Consider the following 22241-nt stretch of genomic DNA (forward strand, 5'->3'; position numbering starts at 1 on the left):
TCCCGGTTATTGCGCTGCGGAGGCGGCAGGCGCAGCCGAGGCACCGCTTGCACCCGCTGCGGGCCCGGACGCGGCGCTGGCAGCGTTCGCATTGCCCGAGGCAGTTGCCATGTCGGCCGAAGGCGCGCCCGGCGGCGGCGGCGGCGGCAGTTGCGCCGCGACCGGCTTGACCTGCGCACCCGGCTTGACCTTGTCGGTGCCTTGCACGATCACGCGGTCACCGGCCTGCAGGCCGCTCTCCACGACCCAGTCCTGGCCCTGCGCGCCCGACGTAACGATCGGATGCGGCACGACCTTGTTGTCCTGGTCGACGACGAGCACCGACGCCTGGCCCTTCTGGTCGTGCTGCACACCAACCTGCGGCACGAGGAACGCATTGTTGTTGATGCCTTCTTCGATGCGCGCCCGCACGAACATGCCCGGCAACAGCACGCGGTCGGCGTTCGGGAACAGCGCGCGAACCGTCACCGAGCCGGTGGTCTGGTCGACCGTGACGTCGCTGAACTGGAGCTTGCCCTTCTGTGCGTACACGCGGCCGTCTTCGAGCACGAGCGACACCTTCGCGGCGTTCGGGCCATTGGTCGCGAGGCGCCCTTCCTGAATCGCGCGGCGCAGCTTCAGGCCGTCGAGACTCGATTGCGTAACGTCGACGTACATCGGGTCGAGTTGCTGAACCGTCGACATGAGCGTCGCGGCGCTCGCCTGCACGTAGGCGCCCGGCGTGACCTGCGAGATGCCGACCTGGCCCGTGACCGGCGAAACGACGTCGGTATAGCCCAGGTTGATCTGCGCCGTATCGACGGCAGCCTTGCCGGAGGCGACGTCCGCTGCCGCCTGGCCCTGCGCGGAAACGGCGTTGTCGTAGTCCTGCTTGCTCACGGCGTTGGCCTGCACCAACACCTTGTAGCGCGCAACCAGTGCGTTCTGCGTGACGAGGTTGGCCTGGGCCTTCGCGAGCGTGGCCTTGGCGGTGTTCAGCGCAGCGATATACGGCGCGGGGTCGATCTTGTAGAGCCGCTGGCCGGCCTTCACGATCGCGCCTTCGGTGAACTCGCGGCGCAGCACGATGCCGTCGACCCGTGCGCGCACTTGCGCGACGAGGAAGGCACTGGTGCGGCCGGGAAGCTCGGAGACGACCGGCACGGCGGTCGGCTGGACGGTAATGACACCCACTTCGGGGGTTTGCGGCGGCGGCGCCGACTGCTTTTGCCCGCAGGCTGCGAGCACGATGGCAGCCGTCGCGACACTGATTAGGCGGAATGGAACCCGTTCGACGCGCATGGAGCGACCTCTGTCTATAACTGACAATAAAAGCGTGCGGCGTCCTGCAACGAGGAGGACGACCACGCACGCCAGCATCTGGCAAATACCTGACGGATAAACCCGGTACTTCTTTTAGAAAGGCGCGTTCCGGTCTGCACATCCGTCCGGGCGATACTGCTGCGCGCCACCCACGGGGCGTCGCGCATTGGGGTTTCTACGACCACTTGGCCAGTGACGGATATTAACCGGACATCACCACTTGAGGCACCCAGGTGGTGGGGTGCTATTATAGATACATTCGCGAATGAATGTAAAAGGACGTTACATAACCGTTGGACGGCGCTGCAGGTGCGATCCGCGCATCAGATCCATATTACAAATCAATACATTACGGTTCGCACCCCAAATACATTTGTTCACCCGTAACCCTCAGCAACACACCGACTTCAAAACATGGTCCGCCGAACGAAAGAGGAAGCGCTGGAGACGCGCAACCGGATCCTCGACGCCGCCGAACACGTCTTTTACGAGAAGGGCGTGTCGCGCACATCGCTCGCCGACATCGCCCAGACCGCGGGCGTGACGCGCGGCGCGATCTACTGGCATTTCGAGAACAAGGGCGACCTGTTTACGGCCATGTTCGACCGCGTGGTCCTGCCGCTCGACGAACTGAAGGTGGCGTCGACGGACCCCGGCGAGCCCGACCCGCTCGGCCGCATGCGCGATCTTTGCATTTTGTGTCTGCGCAACACGGCAACCGACGTGCGCCGCCGCCGCGTGTTCGAGATCCTGTTCCTGAAGTGCGAGTTCGTCGAGGAGATGGGGCCGGTGATGGCGCGCCATCAGACCGACATGCGCGAGGGTCTCGCGAGCATCGAGCAAGGGTTGCGCAATGCAATATCGAAGGGCCAGTTGCCCGCCGACCTCGACCCCAAGCGCGCCTCGCGCGTGCTCCATTCGTTCATTGGCGGCGCGCTGCGCGACATGGCGATCCTGCCGGACGTGTTCGACGTGGCGAGCAACGCCGAACTGCACGTCGACGCGATGCTCGACGCGCTGCGCTACAGCCAGTCGCTGCGCACGGGCGCGAGCGAATCGAACACCTGAATCCCCCTGCGCGCGCAGCGCCCGGATCGATCAAGGCGGCCCGCTGACGAGGCCGCCTTTTTCTTGCCCGCTCAGGCCGGCACGCGATTCGCGCGGGCCCGCTGATTCGATGCGTAGATGTTGTCGCGCGCGAGCGGCACGCCTGCCTTGACGGCGGCAAGCCAGGCATCCGTGGTCACGACCGCCGCGAAGCGCGTGTGCATCACCACGCTGAACGCGCGGTGAATGTCCTCGGCGCTAACCGTTCCCGCCTCGTTCGCATACGGCACCGAACCCGTCGCATCGGCGAGAAATTCCACGGCGAGACCCGCGTGGGTCGCCTCGAACACCGTCGAGGCGTCGCAGTTGTGCGTCATGTAGCCGGCCACCGTGAGCGTGTCGATGCCACGTTCAGCGAGCCACACTTTCAGATCGGTGCCTGCGAAGGCGCTCGGCAACGATTTTTCGACGTGGTGATCGCGCTCGCGCGAAGCCACGACCGGATGCAGATCGGCGCCCACGCTGCCGCGCGCGAAGAGCGGCGAGTCCGCCGGAGCGAGATTCTGCACCACCACGATGGGCACGCCTGCCGCGCGCGCGGCGTCCATCGCGCGGCCGATATTGGCGAGCGACGTCTCGACGGGGGGAAATTCGATCGGCAGATCGCCGCTGACATATTCGTTCTGCACGTCGATGACGACGAGCGCCCGGCGCGGATTCGCGGACATGGCCATGCCTCCTGAGATTGAAAGGAACCGACCGGTCCGAAGACGCAAAGTCGATGGCGCGATTGTGGCGCTGAGCCCGCTCACGCGACAGTGGCCCGAATGACAACTTTCGCTAGAATCGGGCCATTCACCTTCGGGGCTCGCCATGGCCACTGCTGCTCGTCAGACTCCTTCGCCCGCCCCGCTGCGCGTCGCCGTGATCGCCTTCGACCGCATCAGCCCGTTTCATCTTTCCGTGCCTTGCGTCGTGTTCGGCGAGGACCGCAGCGAAGGCGGCGTGCCGCCGTTCGAACTTGCCGTTTGCGCGGCGGAGCCCGGCACGCTCACGACCACGGCGGGCTTCACGATCGGCGCGCCGCAGGGGCTCGAGGGGCTGCGCGGCGCGGACGTGATCGTCGTGCCGAGCTGGCGCGACACCCACGAAGCGCCGAGCGCCGCGCTTTGCGAGGCGCTGCGCGAAGCGCACGCGAGCGGCGCGATCCTCGTCGGACTTTGCCTCGGCGCTTATGTGCTCGCGCATGCGGGCCTGCTGGACGACCGGCCAGGCACCACACACTGGGCCGCCGCCGACGATTTCGCGCAACGGTTTCCGGCCGTGCGCTTCGATCCCGGCGTGCTTTATATCGACGACGGCGACCTGCTCACCTCGGCGGGCACGGCGGCGGGACTCGACTGCTGCCTGCATCTCATGCGGCGCCTGTGCGGCTCGAACGCCGCGAACTATGTGGCCCGCCGGCTCGTCGTGCCGCCGCATCGCCAAGGCAACCAGGCGCAGTACGTGCAGCAGCCACTCGCGGCGGCCGGGCGCGGCGACCGCCTGCCGGGCCTGCTCGACTGGATTCGCGCCCACCTCGACGCGCCCCACACACTTGACTCGCTCGCGCAGCGCGCGCTGATGAGCCGGCGCACCTTCACGCGCCAGTTCCGCTTGACGACGGGGTCGACAGTGAGCGCCTGGCTGCTCGGCGAGCGCCTCGCACGCGCGCAGCAATTGCTCGAAAGCACCGATCATCCGATCGACGCGATCGCCCAGCGCGCGGGCTTCGGCTCGGCCGCGTCGCTGCGGCAGCATTTCGTGGAGGCGTTCAGGATTTCGCCGTCGGCGTGGCGGCGGGAGTTTCGGGGGGATTGAGCGATTCGACGGGCGGCGCAATGGGGGTGCAACTCGGGCGCGCCGCCCGCCGCCAGCTTCAGGTCGCGGTAAACCAGCGCGCCGCATAAAGCAGCAACGCGACGAAAAAGATCATCGCTGCCCACGCCCAGTACGGCATGGCATGCGGCGGCGGCTCATGATGGAGCGTGCTTGCCGCACGCCCCGAGAGCGTCCCGCCCGCATGGTGCTGAGGCAGGATATGCGCGCGCCTCGCGAGCCCCGCGAGGTTGATCGGCCGCAGGAACACGTGTTGCCGGCGCGGCTGCTCGCCCGCCACGCGGTTGGGCGCCCGGCCGTGCTTGGCCGCGACCACGGCGCAGAACTCCGTGAAGAAGTCGTCGGCGAGTTCGTGCAGGGCGTTTTCGATCTGCCGCGGCGGCAGCTCGGAAAGCGGCCCCGTGAGCGTGGCCCACACCGAATAGTCGATCCGTGTGCTCACGTCCTTGCCCGTACCCGGCTCCTTCGCCGTGGCGCGCTCTTCCGGGCGCAGTGCGACGTCGATCTGTCCGCGCAGCGAGCCGATCCCGTCCGCGCGGGCCCGAAAACTCAGCACGCGCCGAGGCGTGAGCGGCACTTGCGCCGTGTCATTGGCAATGTGAGCACGCACTTCGTAACGTGCGCGCAGCGGCCCGAGCGGCACCGTGAGCGTGATTGCATATTCGCCGGGGCCGAGCCGCCGGAAGGACTCGCAATGCTCCATGCTCGCGCGCACGAGCGCCACGTCCTGCAACGCCGCCCAGACGGCGTCGGGTTCGAGCGGAATTCTCAGCGCATCTTTCAGTTCCATGGCGGCTCCCCCTTTGCAAGCTACCGGGCCAGGTCAAGAGGTCTGGTCGATCCGGTCCACGCGAGTCGCGTAAAACGCCAGATAGCCCTTGATGCCGCGCGCGTCGTCCAGCGGCGCTTCGTAGCTCCAGGCCGCCTCTTCGACGCACCCGTCTTCGGTACGCAAATGGAAATACGTCGCCTCGCCCTTGAACGGGCAATGCGAGGTGTGTCCGGAGCGTTCGAGTCGCGCCATGTTCACATCGGCGCGCGGAAAGTAGTAGACGTCGGGGTAGCCGGTTTCGCAAAGGGTGATGGCGTGCAACGTGTCGGCAATGGTGATGCCGCCATGAATCACGCGCACGCGGTGACGGTTCGCGACTAGGTCGATGCGATGGGCCGCATCCGGTTCGACCGCCATGTTCGGCTCCCCTGTTGGTAGGCGGCGCCTGCGTGGCGCCCCGCCTCGGCTTCATTATCGGCCAAACTCGGCGAGGCTGCGTGAATCTTATGTGCGGCGCGCGTGCGGCAGCGCCCCAACGCGCGCCTGTACCGTGCCCGGCTTACCAGATGAAAGCCGCCCGCGCGCTGCCGTTCGAGCCCACCGTCACGGCGCTCGTCTTGTCGACGCCCGCATGGCTCACATGCACGCTGTAGCGCCCCGGACGCACCCTGACGAGCATATAAGGCCCGCGTGAAGTCGTATCGAGGACGCTCGCGCCATGCGAATCGGTGATCTGCACACGCACGTCCGCGACATACTCGCCGCTGCGCTGGGTGAAGCGCAACGCAAGCGGCCATTGGCGCTCGGCGCCAAGCAGCGCCTTCGATTCGTCGAGGCCCACGCCGCCGGAGACGTACGATACGTCGCCCTGCTGCTGGACTTGCGGCATGCCGCCGCCGTTGGTGTTGCCGGCGCTCGTGTTGTCGGTGGTCGTGCCGCCGACCGTGCCCGACGCCTCGGCTTGCTGGGCCGCCGCGCCGCCCGCGTAGCCAAACGCCAGGGTGGCCGCGAGGATCGTCGCGTAAGCGGTGGCATGGACGGGGCGCGAGTTGTGGAAACGCTTCATCGATCGCTCCTTTCAGGTTGTCCGATGTAACGCTTGCGCAAGGCGCATGCCCGATGCATACCCGGCGGCGGGCGCAGGCGTTTTCTGGGCGCCCAAAAACGCCGCTGCCGCCGTGGCCAAAGGCCAACGGCGGCAGCGCGGGAACAACGTCATGAAACCTGCTCTCGCCGCGAATCCGGCGCACGGAGCCGGATTCGCGGCAGCAGGGATCAGCCGAGATCGACGGGCACGAAAATCTGTGCGTCGTCTCGCTGGATCAGGAGTGCAATGCTGTTGCCAGCTTTCGAAACCATTTGCTTGAGTTGATCGGCGCTCGTCACCGGGCGGCCATTCACGGCGAGAATCACGTCGCCGGGCTGCACGCCCGCGTTTTCGGCGGCGCCGCCCGACTGCTCGACGAGCAGGCCGTGATCGAGCGAGCCGTTGCTCTTCTCTTCCGGCGTGAGCGGGCGCACCGCGACGCCGAGGCGTCCCTGCATCTGCGCTTGCGGTGCGTCGTTCGACGCGACCTTCGCGTCGCCCAGCGCGCCGATGGTCGCCGTGAGGTCCTTCGTGCTCTTGTCGCGCCACACCTGCACATCGGCCTTCGTGCCCGGCTTCATGCCCGCGATGAGCGCCGGCAGATCCGACGAATCGTCCACTGACTGGCCGTTCACGGACAAGATCACGTCGCCGGGCTTCAGGCCCGCCTTCGCAGCCGGACCGCTCGCGTCGACCGAACTGACCAGCGCGCCGCGCGGCTTGTCCATGCCGAACGAGTTGGCAAGCGTCTGGTTCATCGACTGCACCGCTACACCGAGACGCCCACGGCTCACGTGGCCGGTCTTGACGAGTTCGTCCTTGACCTTGATCGCCTCGTTGATTGGGATTGCGAACGAAAGGCCCTGGAAACCGCCCGTCTGCGAGTAGATCATCGAGTTGATGCCGATTACTTCGCCCTGCAGATTAAACAGCGGGCCACCCGAATTGCCGGGGTTGACCGGAACATCGGTCTGGATGAACGGCGTGTAGTTCTCGTCAGGCAGCGAGCGCGACTTCGCGCTGATGATGCCCGAGGTCACGGTGTTGTCGAAGCCATACGGCGAGCCGATCGCCACCACCCACTGGCCAACCTTGCTCTGGCGCGGGTCGCCGATCTTCACGGTCGGCAGATCCTTGGCGTCGATCTTGAGCACGGCGACGTCCGACTGCTTGTCCGCGCCCACGACCTTCGCCTTGTATTCGCGCTTGTCGGTGAGCTTCACGGTCACGACGTTGGCGCCGTCCACGACGTGCGCGTTCGTGAGAATGTAGCCGTCGGCGCTGACGATGAAGCCCGAGCCGAGGCTCGCACTCGGCTGGTCCGCCTGCGGGCCGTTGTCGCCGCCGCCCATGCCGGGCGCACCGCCGTAGAAGTGCTTGAAGAACTGGTAGAACGGATCGCTCGGATCGATCGGCAGTTGCTGCGGGCCGCTGCCGCCACTGCGCAGCGCCGTTTGCTTCACGACGTGCTTCGCGCTGATGTTGACCACTGCGGGCCCGTAGGTTTCCACGAGACCCGAGAAGTCGGGAACGCCGGTCTTGGCGGCCGCTTCGGCGGGCATCATCGCCGCGGCCTGCGCCTGCGAAATCACCTGCGGGGCAGGCAGATCACGGTGCCCTGCTACGTAGCCCGCCGACAACGCGACGACCACGGCGGCTGCCACGGCACTGCGGGAAAGAACTTTTGTATTCATTGCGGACTCCTTGCGCGGGGTACTCATCACGACGTACGAAGAGTAAGCCGTGTCTCTTAAAGGAGTCTTAAGTACGCAGAAATCGCAATAATCGCGCAAACGCCCGCGTGGCGGGCATTTGCGGGTAACGAAAGCTCAGAACCGCACGTCCACGAGCAGGCCGCCGGCGGGCGAATCGCCGAGCGTGATGGTCGCGTCGTGCTGATCCGCGATGCGCCGCACGATAGCGAGCCCGAGGCCCGTGCCGGCGATATCGGTGCGCGCGCGGTTCACGCCCGCGCCCACGCGATAAAAGCGATCGAACACGCGCGCGCGTTCGTCCTCGGGGATGCCCGGTCCGCTGTCCGCGATGCGCACGCGCGCATGACCGTCCACGACGGCGAGGCTCACGTCCACGCGGCCGCCAGCAGGCGTGTATTTGGTGGCGTTGTCGAGCAGGTTGTTGAGCATCACGCGCAGTGCATCGGCGTCGCCATGCACGCTCGCCGCCACACTTTCCTCGATGCCGAGATCGACGCCGCGCTGCTGCGCAAGCGGCGCATAGTTGAGCACGCAATCATCGAGCAGTGCATGCAGGTCGACGCTCCGTGCGCGCGCATGACCGTCGGGTTCGGAACGCGCAAGCGCGAGCAGTTGCTCGGCAAGACGCGTGGCGCGCGTCACACCCGCTTGCAGGTCGGAGAGCGCTTCGCGGCGCGTTTCATCGTCCTTTGCGCGCGCAACGAGTTGCGCCTGGATCTGCACGGCCGCGAGCGGCGTGCGCAATTCGTGCGCGGCATCGGCAACGAAGGCCTTTTGCGTGTCGATGGCCTGCGCGAGGCGCTCGAGCAACGCGTTCAACGCATGCACGAGCGGCGTGACTTCGCGCGGCAAACGCTCTTCGGGCAGCGGGTCGAGCGCTTCGGGGTGGCGCGTGTCGAGCGCGAGCGCAACGCGCGAGAGCGGCCTGAGCCCGCGCCCCACCACGATCCAGACGGCGGCGCCGAGAAACGGCAGCACCACGATGAGCGGCCAGAGCGTGCGCAACGCGACGTTCGCGGCGAGCCGGTTGCGCACGGAAACGGGCTGCGCGAGCTGCACGACATTGTCGCCGACGATGGCGCCGTACACGCGCCAGTCGCCACGATCGGTGCGCTCCGTCGAAAAGCCGAGTTCCGCGCGCGGCGCGAGCGGCGCGCGCGGATGCGAGTAGTACATGAGCACGCCATTGCGATTCCAGATCTGCAGCACGATGCCTTCGTCGCCGGTATCGCGCGAACTGAGGATCTCGTTGAATGGCTCGGAGGGCAGCGCCTCGGCGATTTCCTGCAGCTGGTAGTCGAACAGCTCGTTGGCCTCGGCGAGCGCCTGGCGATAGATCAGCCAGCCCGCGAGCCCCACGCCCGCGACAACGATCGCGAGCAGCCAGAACAGCAGTTGTCGTCGGATGGAACTCATCGGCTAAGTGGGTCTCCTGCGCGCGTCATGCGTCTTTGGCGATCATGTAGCCGAGGCCGCGCACGTTGCGGATCAGATCGGCCCCGAGCTTCTTGCGCAGCGCGTGGATATAAACCTCGACGGTATTGCTGCCGATCTCCTCGCCCCAGCCGTACATCTTCTCCTCGAGCTGGGTTTTCGAGAGCACCGCGCCCGGGCGCGCGAGCAGCGCTTCGAGCAGCGCGAATTCGCGCGCCGAGAGCGCAACGGGCGAGCCGTCCTGCGTGACCTGGTGCGAGGCCGGATCGAGCGTGATCGAGCCGTGGCGGATGGTCGAGTCGCTGCGGCCCGACTGGCGGCGGATCAGCGCGCGCATGCGCGCGCCCAGTTCGTCGAGGTCGAACGGCTTGATGAGGTAGTCGTCCGCGCCGGCGTCGAGCCCCTTCACGCGATCGGCGACAGCGTCGCGCGCGGTGAGGATCAGCACGGGCAGCGCCGCGCCGCGCGCGCGCAGTGTGCGCAGCACGTCGAGGCCGTCACGGCGGGGCAATCCGAGATCGAGCAGCATGAGATCGTAGGAATCCGCGCTCGCGGCCGAGAGGGCGGCGTCGCCGTCCTCGACCCAGTCGACCGCAAAGCCTTCGCCGCGCAGCGCCTTGCGCACGCCTTCGGCGATCATGCGGTCATCTTCGACTAGCAGTATGCGCATCGTAATGTTGGCCGCACGGCGACGGCGCGTCGCGCAGCGTGAATGGATGACAGATGCGTGCATTCTAGCGCCTGAACAGGAGCGCGGCGCCGCTGCGGCGCGTAGCCGGTCGCGATGCATTGGCGCGCGTCGCGGGCGGTGTTTGAACCACGCCACGCAATGTGCGACGTTTTCTCGCCTGCAATGCGCGCACGCGGCGCGAGGTCTTTACAATGTGCGCTTTTGCGGCGCTTCACTCGTGATTCGGCCGCGATGCGCGCGAGCTGGCTTCGTGCAACGCTCACGCTAGCGCATCGCGCATGCACCACGAATCACACGCTGCCCTAATTTTCGCGCCCGCGCGCAGCACCGGCGAGTCCCCGCTTTCCGTGCGCCACGCCCGGCCCATGCACTGCCCCCGCACTCGCCCGAACGCTTTTCATGCTGCCCGCTTCGCTGTCCCGCCTACGCTCGTTGTTCCGACTGCCTGCCTCGCGCACCGACCGCACGCATTTCGCCGCCGCCACACCGCGCCAGCCTAAACCGCTCGCCCTCGCATTGGCCTGCGCCACGCTCGCCGCGAGCTTCGCCGCCGCGCCCGCCGCGTACGCGCAGCCCGAAGGCGCGCGCGTGCCCACGGTCAACGTGACCACCGTGCTGCCGCCCACCGTGATGGCGGGCCTCGAGCGCGCGCACGTGCCGCTCTCGTCGGTGAGCGTGGTGATCGAAAAGGTTGGCGACCGCCAGCCCAGCGTCGCCGTGAACGCCGGCCAGCCCATGATGCCCGCCTCGACGATGAAGCTCGTCACGACGTGGAGCGGCCTCGCGATGCTCGGTCCCGACTATCGCTGGAAAACGAGCGCCTACACCGACGGCGAAATCGATGCGAGCGGCACGCTGCACGGCAATCTCTATATCAAGGGCACCGGAGACCCGAAGCTCGTGCCCGAAGAGCTGATCGACCTCGTGCAGAAGATTCGCGCGGCGGGTGTCGCGCGCATCGACGGCGCGCTCGTGCTCGACAAGAGCGAGTTCGATCCGTCCACGCGCGACCTGCCCTCGTTCGACGGCGACGATAGCGCGCCCTACAACGTCGGCCCCGATCCACTGATGTACGCATTCAAGGCGGTCTCGTTCACGTTCTCGCCCTCGCGCGAAGGCGTATCGATCGACGTGGTGCCGCCCGTTGCGCAGTGGCAGATCGACAACCAGATCCGCGGGCGCGCCGGCGCGTGCGGCGGCATGCTGCCGAGCCCGCAGGTTTCGCCCGGCGGCAATGGCGTCGTCACCGCGAGCTTCGCCGGCAGCTACGCCATGCGCTGCGGCGAACGCACGCTCAACATGGCCGCGCCCGTGGACCACAGCACGTTCTTCGCCGACGGGTTCCTCGCGCTCTGGCAACAAACCGCGCAACAATCCGCACAACAAACCGGGCAGCAAATCGGACAGCAAGCGGGCGGCAGCCTGTTCGCCACGCCCGCCGGCACGGTGCGCGAAGGCGTCGTGCCGCCACGCGCGCGTCTGCTCGCCGTGCACCAGAGCCCGCCGCTCGCGGACGTCGTGCACGACATCAACAAGTTCAGCAACAACGTGATGGCGCGCAATCTGTTCCTCACGCTCGGCGCGGTTGCTGCCAAACCGCCTTCAACCACGGCCAAGGCTGCCACGGCCGTCAACGGGTTCTTGCGGCGCAGCGGCCTGAACATGCCCGAACTCGTGCTCGACAATGGCTGCGGCCTCTCGCGCGAAGAGCACATCAGCGCGCTCTCGCTCGCGAATCTGCTGCAGAACGCCAACGCGAGCCCCGTTGCGCAGGTGTTCATCGACTCGCTGCCGATCGTCGGCGTGGACGGCACGATGCGCAACCGCCTCACCAACGCGGGCGTGGAAGGCAACGCGCATATCAAGACGGGCACCCTGCGCGACGTGCGCGCGATCGCCGGTTACGTGGCGGCCGAAAATGGCGAGAGCTGGATCGTGGTGAGCCTCATCAACGATCCGCGCGCCGAGGCCGCACGCGCCGCGCACGATGCGCTGCTCGAGTGGGTCTACAAGGGCATGCCCGAAGAGAAGCCCGTGTACGTCGAGCCGCATCCCAAGCGCGCGGCGAAGGCGTCGAAGGTCGCGAAAGCGTCGCACAAGGCTCCGGCCGGTCGGCGCGGCGCGCATTGATGCGGCGCTCAGCGCACGCAATTTGCGCACGGCGTGGCCACTGAGTGCACGCTGAGCGCACGCCGCGGACCTGTCCCCGCGTACCTTGTTCGAGCCCGACGCCCTGCGCCGGGCTCGAAGTTTTCCTCTAGCAAAGCGCCGCCCGTCCTGGGCGCGAGGCGTGTACCCTGACGGGCAAAGGCCGAAGGCGCGTCACAAAAATCTGTCACACGCGTACGGCAATCGAGCCGCGCACGCACAAGAACGCGCATCAACGCGGCCGAAAAGACACGAGACTACAACCGCCGCGCTGCCAGCCAGCGCCGCCCACGGGACAAGGAGGACGACGTTCGTGCAGTTCGACGCGCAATGGCTGTTGCTCGCCCTCGCTCCCGTGTTTCTCGCCTGCATCGGCTGGGAAGCGTGGTACCTCTCCCGCACGCGGCCCCGTGCTGCATCGAACGACACCCCCGACAGCGCCCGCTACGCGTGGCCCGATACGCTGTGCAACGCCGCGCTCGCGCTCATGCATCAGGGCGCCGACAAACTGGCGTGGCTCGTTGCGATCCCCGTCTATGCCTATGTTTACCGGCACTTCCGGCTCGTTTCGTGGCAGCCCGGCCTCGTCGCATGGTTCGCGCTCTTTGTCGCGCAGGACCTGCTCTACTACGTCTTTCACCGCGCGAGCCATCGCGTGCGCTGGCTCTGGGCCGCGCACGTCGTCCACCATTCGTCGGAACGCCTGAACCTGTCGACGGCGTTTCGCCAGAGCCTCATGTATCCCGTTGCGGGCATGTGGGTGTTCTGGATTCCGCTCGCCATGCTCGGCTTCACACCGGAGCAGATCGTCGCGATCGTGCTCGTCAATCTCGCGTTCCAGTTCTTCGTGCACACGCAAGCGATAGGTCAGCCCGGCAAGCTCGGCTGGCTCGAATACGTGTTCAACACGCCGTCGATGCATCGCGTTCACCACGCGCGCAATGCACGCTATATCGATCGCAATTACGCCGGCGTGCTCGCGATCTGGGACCGCATGTTCGGCAGCTATGTCGAGGAAGACGCCCACGACGCGCCCGACTACGGCATCGTCAAGCCGCTCGCATCATGCAATCCGCTCAAGGCGACGTTTCACGAATGGCTCGCGATGGCGCGGGACTTCGCGCGCATGCCCGACTGGCGTTCGCGCGCAGCCGCCCTGTTCGCGCCGCCGGATTGGTGCGAGCGCCACGACGCGCTGCGTCTTGCAACCGTCATATCGGCAATATCGGCGACGGCGGGAACACCGCGCGGCGTGCCGGAAAACAACACCGAGGGTGAGTTCGGGTCGCGCAGTAGCTGAGAGATTGCGTAGTCTGTCGGCCTTGGCCCTCACCTGGAAGCAGCATGCAGGGGGTGCATGCAAGGCCGACTAACGAAAACAACATCGACAACGGGTGCACGTGCCGCGAGCCCCCGTTGCATGAGTAGGCAGGCATGGCATCAAAGGCCACACACAGAGGAGATGAAGTGAATATGAAGCATCAAGGACCGAGACACCGTACGCTGTTGCGCGCCACCCAGATCGCTGTTGCGAGCGCAGCCTTTGCGCTGCTCGCCGCCTGCGGTGGCAGCAGCGGAGGGGGCAACAACAACGCGAGCACGCCGCCGCCGTCGGGCGTCAACTTGCAGGTGGTGGCGTTCGGCACGAGCTTGACCGACGCAGGCACGTATTCGGAGCAGATTCTGCCGGGCTTCGGCGGCGGCCGCTTCACGACCAACCCGGGCGAAGTCTGGGCACAGCATGTGTCCGAGTACTTCGGCAACACGCTTTCGCCGGCCTTTGAAGGCGGCTTCGGTCTGCCGCTCACGGCAACGGGCGGGCTCGACTACGCGCAAGGCGGCGCGCTGGTGACGGGCGGCGGCGTGGCGAATACCAGCGCCGTGATCGCCGCTGCGAGCGAGCAACCGGTCGATTGGCAAGTTCAGCAGTATCTGGCGCAGCACGGCAGCTTCAACGCGGGTCAACTCGTGCTCGTGGAAGGCGGCGCGAATGAAATCCTGAACCTGCTGGACGTGCCGACTGGCGGCGGCCAGACGAACCTGGCCTTGTTCGGCGCCGCACTCGTTGCGAACAATTTCACGGCCACTGTCGCTGCGAACCAGACTGCCGCTGTCACGGCCCTGATGAGCGAAGGCTTCACGCAGGCTCAGGCTACGGCGCTCGTACCCGCGTACGTCGCGCTTGGGCTCGTGAAGGCAAATCAGTCCGCCTTCTCGTCCATCATCCCGGTCCTGACAGCAGCGGCCACATTGGGTGGCATCGTCCATGCGGAAATCGTTCCCGGCAATCCGAAGATCGCTGTCGCCCTGGTACCCGACATCGGCAAGACGCCTGCCGCGCTGAAGGCCGATGCGGCCATCGGCGCAACGCCCGGCTCCGCAAGCTCGGCTGACCAGGCGCTCTCGCTCATTTCGGCGATGTACAACCTGACGCTGATTCAGGCGACCGCGGCCGACGTGCAGGCGAAGAAGGTCGTGCTGGTCGATACGTTCTCGTGGCTCGACCAGTCGGTCCAGAACGCGGCAAGCCTCGGCTTCACCGTGACGAATACGGACACGGCCTGCAACCTTACGGCCATGGCGACCAGCGCGACCAACTATGCGCTCGCCAACCCGCAGGCAACGCTCGGGCTGAACCCGGCCACGACGCCGCAAGCCACCATCAACGCCTACGCGCAGGCATACGGTCAGAGCTTCGGCAGCTCGCTGTTCTGCTCGCCGCAAACGCTGACGACGGCCAACGCGCCTACGACCTACATGTTCGCGGATCTCGTGCACCCGACCACGGCACTGCACCAGCAATTCGCGACGTTCGCCGAAACGCAGCTGGCTGCTGCGGGCATCGGCAAGGCGCCGTGATCAACCTCGTTTGAGCCTCGCGCACCGGATCTTCCGGTGCCAGAAAAAACACCCCACGGACCGTCAGGTTCGTGGGGTGTTTCTCATTGAACGCGGGCAAACGTGCTGAGCCCTACTGCCGCGCCTCGAACGCCGCCGCCGCCCGCCCCAACCGGTCATTGACGGCGATCCACTCGATCGTCTCGGGCAGCTTTTCGATGAGAATGCGCGAGACATTCGCGCGATCGAGTGCACGCAGCAAGCCATACAGCTCGCGCGCATATTCCTGCGGCTCTTCCGGCGCGGCGACGAAATGCACGCCTGGCGCTTGCGCCCATGCACCCGCGCGCGAGGCGCGCGCCACCAGCGCCACCGTTTCGCCAGCATCGCGCGCGGCTGCGAGCAACGGCTCCAACGCCTCGAACGGCAGCAATGCGAGCGGCGTGCGCGGCGCGTAATGCGCCTTGAGCGTGCCCGAGGCGCGCGGCGCCGTGACGTCTGAACCGTCGGGCAAGCGCGGCGCCTCGCCCAGCACGCGCGCGATATCGTGCGGCGTCACGTGGCCGGGCCGCAGCAACGCGGGAAAGCCGCGCGAGAGATCGAGAATCGTCGATTCGATTCCCACGTCGCACGCGCCGCCATCGAGCACATGCACGGCCGCGCCAAATTCGTCGCGCACGTGCTGCGCGGTAGTCGGACTCACGTGGCCGAAGCGGTTCGCCGAAGGCGCCGCCACGCCGCCATGGCCCCCGCGGCGCGCAGAAAACGCCGCCAGCAGCTGCTGCGCAACCGGATGCGACGGGCAGCGCAGCCCAACCGAGTCCTGGCCGCCGCTCACGGCGTCGGGAATGCGCTCGTGGCGTTTGACGATCAGCGTAAGCGGGCCGGGCCAGAAGGCATCGACGAGCTTTTGCGCCGCCTCGGGCCACTGCGCCGCCCAGTACGTCGGATCGCCGCCGGGCGGCAGATGCACGATAACCGGATGGTTCGCCGGCCGGCCCTTGGCTGCGTAGATACGCGCGACGGCTTCAGGGTTCGACGCGTCGCCGCCCAGGCCGTAGACGGTCTCCGTCGGGAACGCGACCAGTTCGCCCGCGTCGAGCAGCGCGGCGGCCGCTTCGATATCGGCGTCGGTCAAATTCGGCGTGCCTTCGTGCGGCCCGTTCTGCTGGTCAGACATGGCATTTCTCAACTTCGGGCCCAACCTCAGCTCGTGGCGATGTGCAGCAGGCGCGCGCAGTCGCGTGCGGCCGCACGCGCTTCGTCGAGCGTCGGCGCGGTGAAGTTCACGTGGCCCATCTTGCGGCCCGCGCGCGCTTCTTCCTTACCGTACAGATGCAGGCGCGCGGCCGGCATCGCGGCCACCTGGTCCCACGGCGGCGTGACGGGCGCGGCGCCCTTCTGCGGCTTCGCCTCACCCACGGCGCAGGGGAACCACACGTCGCCGAGAATGTTGAGCATCACGGCCGGCGAGTGCTGGCGCGTGTCGCCGAGCGGCATGGCCGTCATGGCGCGCACCTGCTGCTCGAACTGGCTCGTGGCGCACGCATCGGTCGTGTAGTGGCCGGAGTTGTGCGGGCGCGGCGCCATTTCGTTGGCGACGAGCGAGCCGTCTTCGAGGATGAAGAACTCCACGCACAGCACCCCGACATAGCCGAGCTTCGCCGCGATCTGGATCGCGGCCTGCTGGGCCTGCTGCACGAGCGCCGGGCTCGCGTCCGGTGCGGGCACGATGGTGTGCGAGAGCACGCCGTTGCGGTGCGTGTTCTGCGCGAGCGGATACACCACGGCCGCGCCGTTCGTGCCGCGTGCGATCAGTGCGCTCACCTCGAACTTCAGCGGCAGGCGCTTTTCCAGCACGCACGGCACGCCGCCGAGCGACGCATGCGCCTCGCGCACTTCCTCGGCGTTGCCCACGCGAATCTGGCCTTTGCCGTCGTAGCCCATGCGCGCGGTCTTGAGAATGCCCGGCAGCACGGCGGCGAGCGCCGCATCGTCGATGCCGGCAAGCGCCTGCGACGACTCGATCACCACGTGCGGCGCGACCGGCACGCCGGCCGCCGCGATAAAGCGCTTCTCGGCGATGCGGTCCTGCGCCACGGCAACGCAGCGCCCAGCCGGGCTCACGAAGGTCGACTTCGCGAGCGCGTCGAGGCTCGCCGCGGGCACGTTCTCGAACTCGGTCGAGACGGCCGCGCACAGGCGCGCGAGTTCGGTGAGCGCGGCTTCGTCGTCGTAGGCGGCGCAGATGTGGCGGTCGGCCACGGTGCCCGCGGGGCTCGTCGCGTCGGGATCGAGCACGGCGACGCGGTAGCCCATCGCCTGTGCGGCAAAGCAGAACATGCGGCCGAGCTGGCCGCCACCCACCATGCCCAGCCAGGCGCCGGGCAGGATCGGTGAAACCGGAGAGTTGTCAGGAGTCATCTTCGTGGTCGGCCGCGGGGTGGCCGCGGCGCGTGGGGCGATCAAAGCGGAACGATCAAAGCGGGGGCAGCACCATGGCGTGCGCCGCTTCGTTCTGGCGCACGCGGAACGCCGCGAGCTTGTTCGCATATTCGGCGTTCGTGACGCTCAGGATCGAGACGGCAAAGAGCGCCGCATTGGCCGCGCCCGCCTCGCCGATGGCGAAGGTCGCAACCGGCACGCCCTTGGGCATCTGCACGATCGAATGGAGCGAATCCACGCCCTTCAGGTACTTGCTGACCGCCGGCACGCCGAGCACGGGCACCGTGGTCTTGGCCGCCAGCATGCCCGGCAGATGCGCCGCGCCGCCAGCGCCCGCGATAATCGCGCGCAGGCCGCGCTCGCGCGCTTTTTCCGCGTACTCGAACATCTCGTCGGGCATGCGGTGCGCCGAGACCACCTTGGCCTCGTACGCGACGCCGAACTCCTGCAGGATCGCGACCGCGTGCTTCATCGTGTCCCAGTCGGAGCTGGAGCCCATCAACACGCCGACGAGCGGCGCCGCGTGCTGGTGAGCCGTCTGAACTTCGCTCATTGTGCTTCCTTCTTCCCTCTATTTACTTTTCGCGCACTCGCTTAGGCGAGCTTTTGACCCGTAAGACGCTCGAGCGCCTCCTGATACTTCGCCGACGTTTTTTCAATCACTTCGTCGGGCAGCTTCGGCGCCGGCGGCTCCTTCTTCCAGTCCTGGGTTTCGAGCCAGTCGCGCACGAACTGCTTGTCGAACGACGGCGGGTTCGAGCCCACCTGGTATTGGTCGGCCGGCCAGAAACGCGACGAGTCGGCGGTGAGCGCCTCGTCCATCAGATACAGCTGGCCGTGGTTGTCGAGACCGAATTCGAACTTCGTGTCGGCGATGATGATGCCGCGCGTGGCCGCGTAGTCGGCCGCTTCCTTGTACAGCTTGATCGAAATTTCCTTGATGGTGCGCGACAGCTCGGTGCCGATGCGGCGCTCCATTTCTTCGTACGTGATGTTCTCGTCGTGGTGGCCCATTTCGGCCTTCGCTGCCGGCGTGAAAATCGGCTCGGGCAGCTTCTGCGCGTTCTGCAGGCCCGGCGGCAGTTCCACGCCACACACGGCGCCCGTTGCCTGATAGTCCTTCCAGCCGCTGCCGGCCAGATAACCGCGCACCACGGCTTCGACGAGGATCGGCTCGAGGCGCTTCACCACGACGGCGCGGCCCTTGACCTGCTCGACTTCGTCGGCGGCCACAACGGTTTCAGGCACGACGCCCGTGAGGTGGTTCGGCACGACGTGCTTGAGCTTCTCGAACCAGAAATCGGCCATCTGGTTGAGCACCTCGCCCTTGCGCGGAATCGGCTCGCCCATGATGACGTCGAACGCCGACAGACGGTCGGTGGTGACGATCAGCAGCTTGTCGTTGCCCACGGCATAGTTGTCGCGGACCTTGCCGCGGCCGAGAAGCGGCAGCGAGCGGAGCGTGGATTCGTAAAGGGTAGACATCGTCGTGATTCGCTAAAAGGACAATCGAAACGGAAGGCGGGTTCGGTCCGGAATCGCGGTTGCAACCGCGCCAGGACAGCGTAAAACCGAAGGTATTGCGAGGGTAAACCAAAAACCGGCAAATTTCCCGGAAAAGCCCATCGCCGTTCCCCCAAAACAGGCGGAAACGGCGATGTTTTGTACAACTTCAGGCGGGGCCACCCAGGCGGGGCCGCCCAGGCGCCCCGCCGGACCCGGCCGGTGCGCCTGTCACAGAAGCTCGCTTAGCGAACGATCTGCGCGAGTTCGCCCGACTTGTACTTTTCGGCGATCTTGTCGAGCGAGACCGGCTTGATCTTGCCAGCCTGGCCTTCGCAGCCGAACGCGAGGAAGCGATCCACGCACACCTTCTTCGCGGCTTCGCGAGCCGGCTTCAGGTAGTCGCGCGGGTCGAACTTCGACGGGTTTTGATACATATAGCGACGGATCGCGCCCGTGATCGCCAGACGCAGGTCGGTGTCGATGTTGATCTTGCGCACGCCGTGACGGATGCCTTCCTGGATCTCTTCCACCGGCACGCCGTACGTTTCCTTCATGTCGCCGCCGAATTCGCGGATCTCGGCCAGCAGTTCCTGCGGCACCGACGACGAACCGTGCATCACGAGGTGCGTGTTCGGAATGCGCGCGTGGATTTCCTTGATGCGCTGGATCGACAGAATGTCACCCGTGGGCTTCTTGGAGAACTTGTACGCGCCGTGCGAGGTGCCGATCGCGATGGCCAGTGCATCGCACTGGGTCAGCTTCACGAAGTCGGCAGCCTGCTCCGGATCGGTCAGGAGCTGCTCGCGCGTCATGGTGCCTTCGGCGCCGTGACCGTCTTCCTTGTCGCCCTTCATCGTTTCCAGCGAACCGAGCACGCCCAGTTCGGCTTCGACCGTCACGCCGATCGAGTGCGCCATTTCCACGACCTTGCGCGAGACATCGACGTTGTACTCGTACGATGCGACCGTCTTGCCGTCGGCTTCGAGCGAGCCGTCCATCATCACGCTCGTGAAACCGCTGCGGATCGCGGCCATGCAAACCGCCGGCGACTGGCCGTGGTCCTGGTGCATCACGACCGGAATATGCGGATACGACTCGACTGCAGCTTCGATCAGGTGGCGCAGGAAGGGCTCACCCGCGTACTTACGCGCGCCGGCCGATGCCTGCATGATCACCGGCGAGCCCACCTGGTTCGCCGCTTCCATGATCGCCTGGACCTGTTCCAGGTTATTCACGTTGAACGCCGGCAGGCCATAACCGTGTTCAGCCGCGTGGTCGAGCAGTTGACGCATTGATACGAGAGGCATTGTTGCTACTCCTTTGATTTGAAACGAATTCTTCTGCCGCCGACTGTCTTGCGCAGCCGGTCGAGGGCGGCCTGGCAGCCGCCGCCCGCGTGACCTGCCGCGGGCTCGATGGCGTGATTTTATCGCGAAGCGGGTGCGTTCCCGGCGCCAGGCACGTAACTGGCATGAAAATGGCGTATCGGAGCGTCAAAACCGCGAGAAGGTGCAAAAAGAGTTGACAGCCCGCGCGCCGTTTCTACGGCGTACAGGCTGCAATTGCGGGGAAAAGACGTCTAAATGGCACCGATCTAGCGCCGATCTGATACCAATGTGATACCAGTCGGCGCTAACGTGATTTATTTTCGGAAGTCTCGAAAATAAAGCGAAAAAAATCGCCGCGAGATTACAGCACCGCAGTTACAGCACCGCAGTTACAGCACATCTCCCACGCGCACGATCTTCAGCGTGTTCGTGCCGCCCGGCTGCCCCATCGGCTCGCCCACCGTCAGCACGACCATATCGCCGCGCGCTGCGTAGCCCTTGCTCACCACCACTTCGATGGCTTGCTGGAGCGCGGTATCGCGGTCGCTGCTGGTATCCAGATGCAGCGGCGTGACATTGCGGTAGAGCGACATGGCGCGCTCGCTGCCCGCACGCGGCGTGAGCGCGAAGATCGGCACATGGGTCCAGTGACGCGACATCCACAGCGCGGTCGAACCCGATTCCGTGAGCGCGACGATCGCCTTTGCGCCCAGGTGGTAGGCCGTGAACAGCGCGCCCATGGCGATCGACTGGTCGATACGCGTGAAGGTGCGGTCGAGGAAGTCCTTGTCCAGTTCAGATTGCTCCGACTTTTCGGCTTCCAGACAGATCGCGGCCATGGCCTCGATGGTTTGCACCGGGTACTTGCCCGCCGCCGATTCGGCCGAGAGCATCACCGCGTCCGTGCCGTCGAGCACGGCGTTGGCGACGTCCGAGACTTCGGCGCGCGTGGGCACCGGCGCGTGGATCATCGACTCCATCATCTGCGTGGCCGTGATGACGAGCTTGTTCGAGTCGCGCGCCATGCGGATCATGCGTTTTTGCAGCGCCGGCACGGCGGCATTGCCCACTTCCACGGCCAGGTCGCCGCGGGCGACCATGATGCCGTCCGACGAATCGAGAATTTCCTGCAGCGCCGGAATGGCTTCGGCGCGCTCGATCTTCGCGATCATCTTCGGCTTGATGCCGTACGGCGCGCCCGCGATGTTCGCGAGCTGGCGCGCCATTTCCATGTCGGTGGCGTTCTTCGGGAACGACACGGCGACGAAGTCCGCGCCGAGCGACATGGCCGTGCGGATGTCTTCCATGTCCTTCGCGGTGAGCGCGGGCGCCGTGAGGCCGCCACCCTGGCGGTTGATGCCCTTGTTGTTCGACAGGTCGCCGCCCACACGCACGATGGTGTGGATCTCGCTGCCGATCACGCGCGCAACGTCGAGCACGATGAGGCCGTCGTTGAGCAGCAGGATGTCGCCCGGCTTCAGGTCGCGCGGCAGGTCCTTGTAGTCGAGACCGACGCGCTCGTCGTTGCCGAGTTCGCATTCGGCGTCGAGGATGAACGGCTGGCCCGGCTCGAGCGTCGTCTTGCCGTTCTCGAATTTGCCGACGCGAATCTTCGGGCCTTGCAGGTCCGCCATGATCGCAACTTCGCGGCCAGCCTGGCGGGCGCAGTCCCGCACCATTTCAGCACGCTGACGATGGTCGTCGGCGGTGCCGTGCGAGAAGTTGAGGCGCACCACGTCCAGTCCCGCGCGGATCATTTTCAGCAGGATGTCCGGCGTGCTGGAAGCCGGACCGATGGTGGCGACAATCTTGGTGGCGCGATGCATGAGTCTCCTCGTCTGGATAGGATCGCTGGGAAAACCGTTGCTGCGAGAAGTGCTGGCCGGTTGCGCCGCGGGTGCGGACGCGCCGGAACGCGCACCGGGTGAGCCCGGCGTCGCTTTCTTGGAGGGCGCTGCGGGGCTCACACGAGCCCCTGCGGCGCTTGCTACATGCGTAGTCGTATTCGGTTCGGGCGTGGCTGTGCGCCCGGTCGGATTCTGTGCGGCTG

At 66.4% G+C, this 22241-nt stretch carries 19 protein-coding genes; 5 read left to right on the top strand and 14 right to left on the bottom strand.

Annotation, left to right across the window (positions count from 1 at the left end; all coding sequences use genetic code 11):
- Positions 1-6 precede the first annotated feature (6 nt).
- Entirely contained in the window at positions 7-1281 is a 1275-nt protein-coding gene (locus tag U5A65_RS21060) for an efflux RND transporter periplasmic adaptor subunit (RefSeq protein ID WP_321913760.1), read from the bottom strand.
- A gap of 435 nt (positions 1282-1716) precedes the next feature.
- Between U5A65_RS21060 and U5A65_RS21065 the strand changes: the two genes are divergently transcribed.
- On the top strand, positions 1717-2370 hold the full coding sequence (locus tag U5A65_RS21065; RefSeq protein WP_321913759.1) for a TetR family transcriptional regulator: 654 nt from the start codon (positions 1717-1719) through the stop codon (positions 2368-2370).
- A gap of 71 nt (positions 2371-2441) precedes the next feature.
- Here U5A65_RS21065 and U5A65_RS21070 read toward each other — a convergent pair whose 3' ends face one another.
- Entirely contained in the window at positions 2442-3077 is a 636-nt protein-coding gene (locus tag U5A65_RS21070; RefSeq protein WP_415765301.1) for a cysteine hydrolase family protein, read from the bottom strand.
- 145 nt (positions 3078-3222) lie between these two features.
- On the opposite strand from U5A65_RS21070, the gene U5A65_RS21075 reads away from it, so the two are divergent.
- Positions 3223-4209, top strand: coding sequence for a helix-turn-helix domain-containing protein (locus U5A65_RS21075; RefSeq protein ID WP_321913757.1), 987 nt, complete (start codon positions 3223-3225; stop codon positions 4207-4209).
- 58 nt (positions 4210-4267) lie between these two features.
- Here U5A65_RS21075 and U5A65_RS21080 read toward each other — a convergent pair whose 3' ends face one another.
- The 6 genes from U5A65_RS21080 to U5A65_RS21105 all read right to left on the bottom strand — a co-directional run bounded on the left by U5A65_RS21080 (position 4268) and on the right by U5A65_RS21105 (position 9905).
- The gene (locus tag U5A65_RS21080) at positions 4268-5017 is read right to left on the bottom strand and encodes a CoxG family protein (protein ID WP_321913756.1); all 750 of its coding nucleotides are present in this window, start codon (positions 5015-5017) and stop codon (positions 4268-4270) included.
- 33 nt (positions 5018-5050) lie between these two features.
- On the bottom strand, positions 5051-5416 hold the full coding sequence (locus U5A65_RS21085; protein WP_321913755.1) for a DUF427 domain-containing protein: 366 nt from the start codon (positions 5414-5416) through the stop codon (positions 5051-5053).
- Between the two features lie 142 nt (positions 5417-5558).
- Entirely contained in the window at positions 5559-6065 is a 507-nt protein-coding gene (locus tag U5A65_RS21090) for a carboxypeptidase regulatory-like domain-containing protein (protein ID WP_321913754.1), read from the bottom strand.
- 209 nt (positions 6066-6274) lie between these two features.
- A complete protein-coding gene (locus U5A65_RS21095; protein ID WP_321913753.1) occupies positions 6275-7780 on the bottom strand; it encodes a DegQ family serine endoprotease in 1506 nt (501 codons plus the stop codon).
- 135 nt (positions 7781-7915) lie between these two features.
- Positions 7916-9217 carry an ATP-binding protein gene (locus tag U5A65_RS21100; RefSeq protein ID WP_321913752.1) on the bottom strand — a complete coding sequence of 434 codons (1302 nt, stop codon included), beginning with the start codon at positions 9215-9217 and terminating at the stop codon, positions 7916-7918.
- 25 nt (positions 9218-9242) lie between these two features.
- Positions 9243-9905 (bottom strand): response regulator, encoded by a 663-nt coding sequence (locus U5A65_RS21105; RefSeq protein ID WP_112173421.1) that lies wholly within the window; start codon positions 9903-9905, stop codon positions 9243-9245.
- Between the two features lie 420 nt (positions 9906-10325).
- Between U5A65_RS21105 and dacB the strand changes: the two genes are divergently transcribed.
- From dacB to U5A65_RS21120, 3 genes are all read left to right on the top strand, one after another.
- Complete coding sequence (gene dacB / locus U5A65_RS21110) at positions 10326-12056, top strand: D-alanyl-D-alanine carboxypeptidase/D-alanyl-D-alanine-endopeptidase (protein ID WP_321947236.1); 1731 nt, start codon at positions 10326-10328, stop codon at positions 12054-12056.
- Between the two features lie 331 nt (positions 12057-12387).
- A complete protein-coding gene (locus tag U5A65_RS21115; protein ID WP_321935051.1) occupies positions 12388-13374 on the top strand; it encodes a sterol desaturase family protein in 987 nt (328 codons plus the stop codon).
- 173 nt (positions 13375-13547) lie between these two features.
- Positions 13548-14933 (top strand): SGNH/GDSL hydrolase family protein, encoded by a 1386-nt coding sequence (locus U5A65_RS21120; protein ID WP_321913749.1) that lies wholly within the window; start codon positions 13548-13550, stop codon positions 14931-14933.
- A 112-nt stretch (positions 14934-15045) separates the two neighbouring features.
- Here the strand turns inward: U5A65_RS21120 and U5A65_RS21125 are convergent, their stop codons facing one another.
- From U5A65_RS21125 to pyk, 6 genes are all read right to left on the bottom strand, one after another.
- The gene (locus tag U5A65_RS21125) at positions 15046-16092 is read right to left on the bottom strand and encodes an L-threonylcarbamoyladenylate synthase (RefSeq protein ID WP_321947238.1); all 1047 of its coding nucleotides are present in this window, start codon (positions 16090-16092) and stop codon (positions 15046-15048) included.
- A gap of 26 nt (positions 16093-16118) precedes the next feature.
- Complete coding sequence (locus U5A65_RS21130; protein WP_321913747.1) at positions 16119-17336, bottom strand: 5-(carboxyamino)imidazole ribonucleotide synthase; 1218 nt, start codon at positions 17334-17336, stop codon at positions 16119-16121.
- Between the two features lie 55 nt (positions 17337-17391).
- Positions 17392-17910, bottom strand: a complete 519-nt coding sequence (gene purE, locus U5A65_RS21135) for a 5-(carboxyamino)imidazole ribonucleotide mutase (RefSeq protein WP_321913746.1) — start codon at positions 17908-17910, stop codon at positions 17392-17394.
- A 41-nt stretch (positions 17911-17951) separates the two neighbouring features.
- On the bottom strand, positions 17952-18842 hold the full coding sequence (locus U5A65_RS21140) for a phosphoribosylaminoimidazolesuccinocarboxamide synthase (RefSeq protein WP_321913745.1): 891 nt from the start codon (positions 18840-18842) through the stop codon (positions 17952-17954).
- Positions 18843-19105: 263 nt separating this feature from the next.
- On the bottom strand, positions 19106-20170 hold the full coding sequence (gene fba / locus U5A65_RS21145) for a class II fructose-bisphosphate aldolase (protein ID WP_028211757.1): 1065 nt from the start codon (positions 20168-20170) through the stop codon (positions 19106-19108).
- Positions 20171-20580: 410 nt separating this feature from the next.
- Positions 20581-22017, bottom strand: a complete 1437-nt coding sequence (gene pyk / locus U5A65_RS21150) for a pyruvate kinase (protein ID WP_321913744.1) — start codon at positions 22015-22017, stop codon at positions 20581-20583.
- Between the last annotated feature and the right edge of the window lie 224 nt (positions 22018-22241).

This window comes from Paraburkholderia sp. J10-1 (genome assembly GCF_905220165.1).
GTDB lineage: Bacteria > Pseudomonadota > Gammaproteobacteria > Burkholderiales > Burkholderiaceae > Paraburkholderia.

Coding starts and splice junctions, on each gene's coding strand:
- U5A65_RS21060 (WP_321913760.1), bottom strand. CDS start 1,281: ATGCGCGTCGAACGGGTTCCATTCCGCCTAATCAGTGTCGCGACGGCT.
- U5A65_RS21065 (WP_321913759.1), top strand. CDS start 1,717: ATGGTCCGCCGAACGAAAGAGGAAGCGCTGGAGACGCGCAACCGGATC.
- U5A65_RS21070 (WP_415765301.1), bottom strand. CDS start 3,077: ATGTCCGCGAATCCGCGCCGGGCGCTCGTCGTCATCGACGTGCAGAAC.
- U5A65_RS21075 (WP_321913757.1), top strand. CDS start 3,223: ATGGCCACTGCTGCTCGTCAGACTCCTTCGCCCGCCCCGCTGCGCGTC.
- U5A65_RS21080 (WP_321913756.1), bottom strand. CDS start 5,017: ATGGAACTGAAAGATGCGCTGAGAATTCCGCTCGAACCCGACGCCGTC.
- U5A65_RS21085 (WP_321913755.1), bottom strand. CDS start 5,416: ATGGCGGTCGAACCGGATGCGGCCCATCGCATCGACCTAGTCGCGAAC.
- U5A65_RS21090 (WP_321913754.1), bottom strand. CDS start 6,065: ATGAAGCGTTTCCACAACTCGCGCCCCGTCCATGCCACCGCTTACGCG.
- U5A65_RS21095 (WP_321913753.1), bottom strand. CDS start 7,780: ATGAATACAAAAGTTCTTTCCCGCAGTGCCGTGGCAGCCGCCGTGGTC.
- U5A65_RS21100 (WP_321913752.1), bottom strand. CDS start 9,217: ATGAGTTCCATCCGACGACAACTGCTGTTCTGGCTGCTCGCGATCGTT.
- U5A65_RS21105 (WP_112173421.1), bottom strand. CDS start 9,905: ATGCGCATACTGCTAGTCGAAGATGACCGCATGATCGCCGAAGGCGTG.
- dacB (WP_321947236.1), top strand. CDS start 10,326: ATGCTGCCCGCTTCGCTGTCCCGCCTACGCTCGTTGTTCCGACTGCCT.
- U5A65_RS21120 (WP_321913749.1), top strand. CDS start 13,548: ATGAAGCATCAAGGACCGAGACACCGTACGCTGTTGCGCGCCACCCAG.
- U5A65_RS21125 (WP_321947238.1), bottom strand. CDS start 16,092: ATGTCTGACCAGCAGAACGGGCCGCACGAAGGCACGCCGAATTTGACC.
- U5A65_RS21130 (WP_321913747.1), bottom strand. CDS start 17,336: ATGACTCCTGACAACTCTCCGGTTTCACCGATCCTGCCCGGCGCCTGG.
- purE (WP_321913746.1), bottom strand. CDS start 17,910: ATGAGCGAAGTTCAGACGGCTCACCAGCACGCGGCGCCGCTCGTCGGC.
- U5A65_RS21140 (WP_321913745.1), bottom strand. CDS start 18,842: ATGTCTACCCTTTACGAATCCACGCTCCGCTCGCTGCCGCTTCTCGGC.
- fba (WP_028211757.1), bottom strand. CDS start 20,170: ATGCCTCTCGTATCAATGCGTCAACTGCTCGACCACGCGGCTGAACAC.
- pyk (WP_321913744.1), bottom strand. CDS start 22,017: ATGCATCGCGCCACCAAGATTGTCGCCACCATCGGTCCGGCTTCCAGC.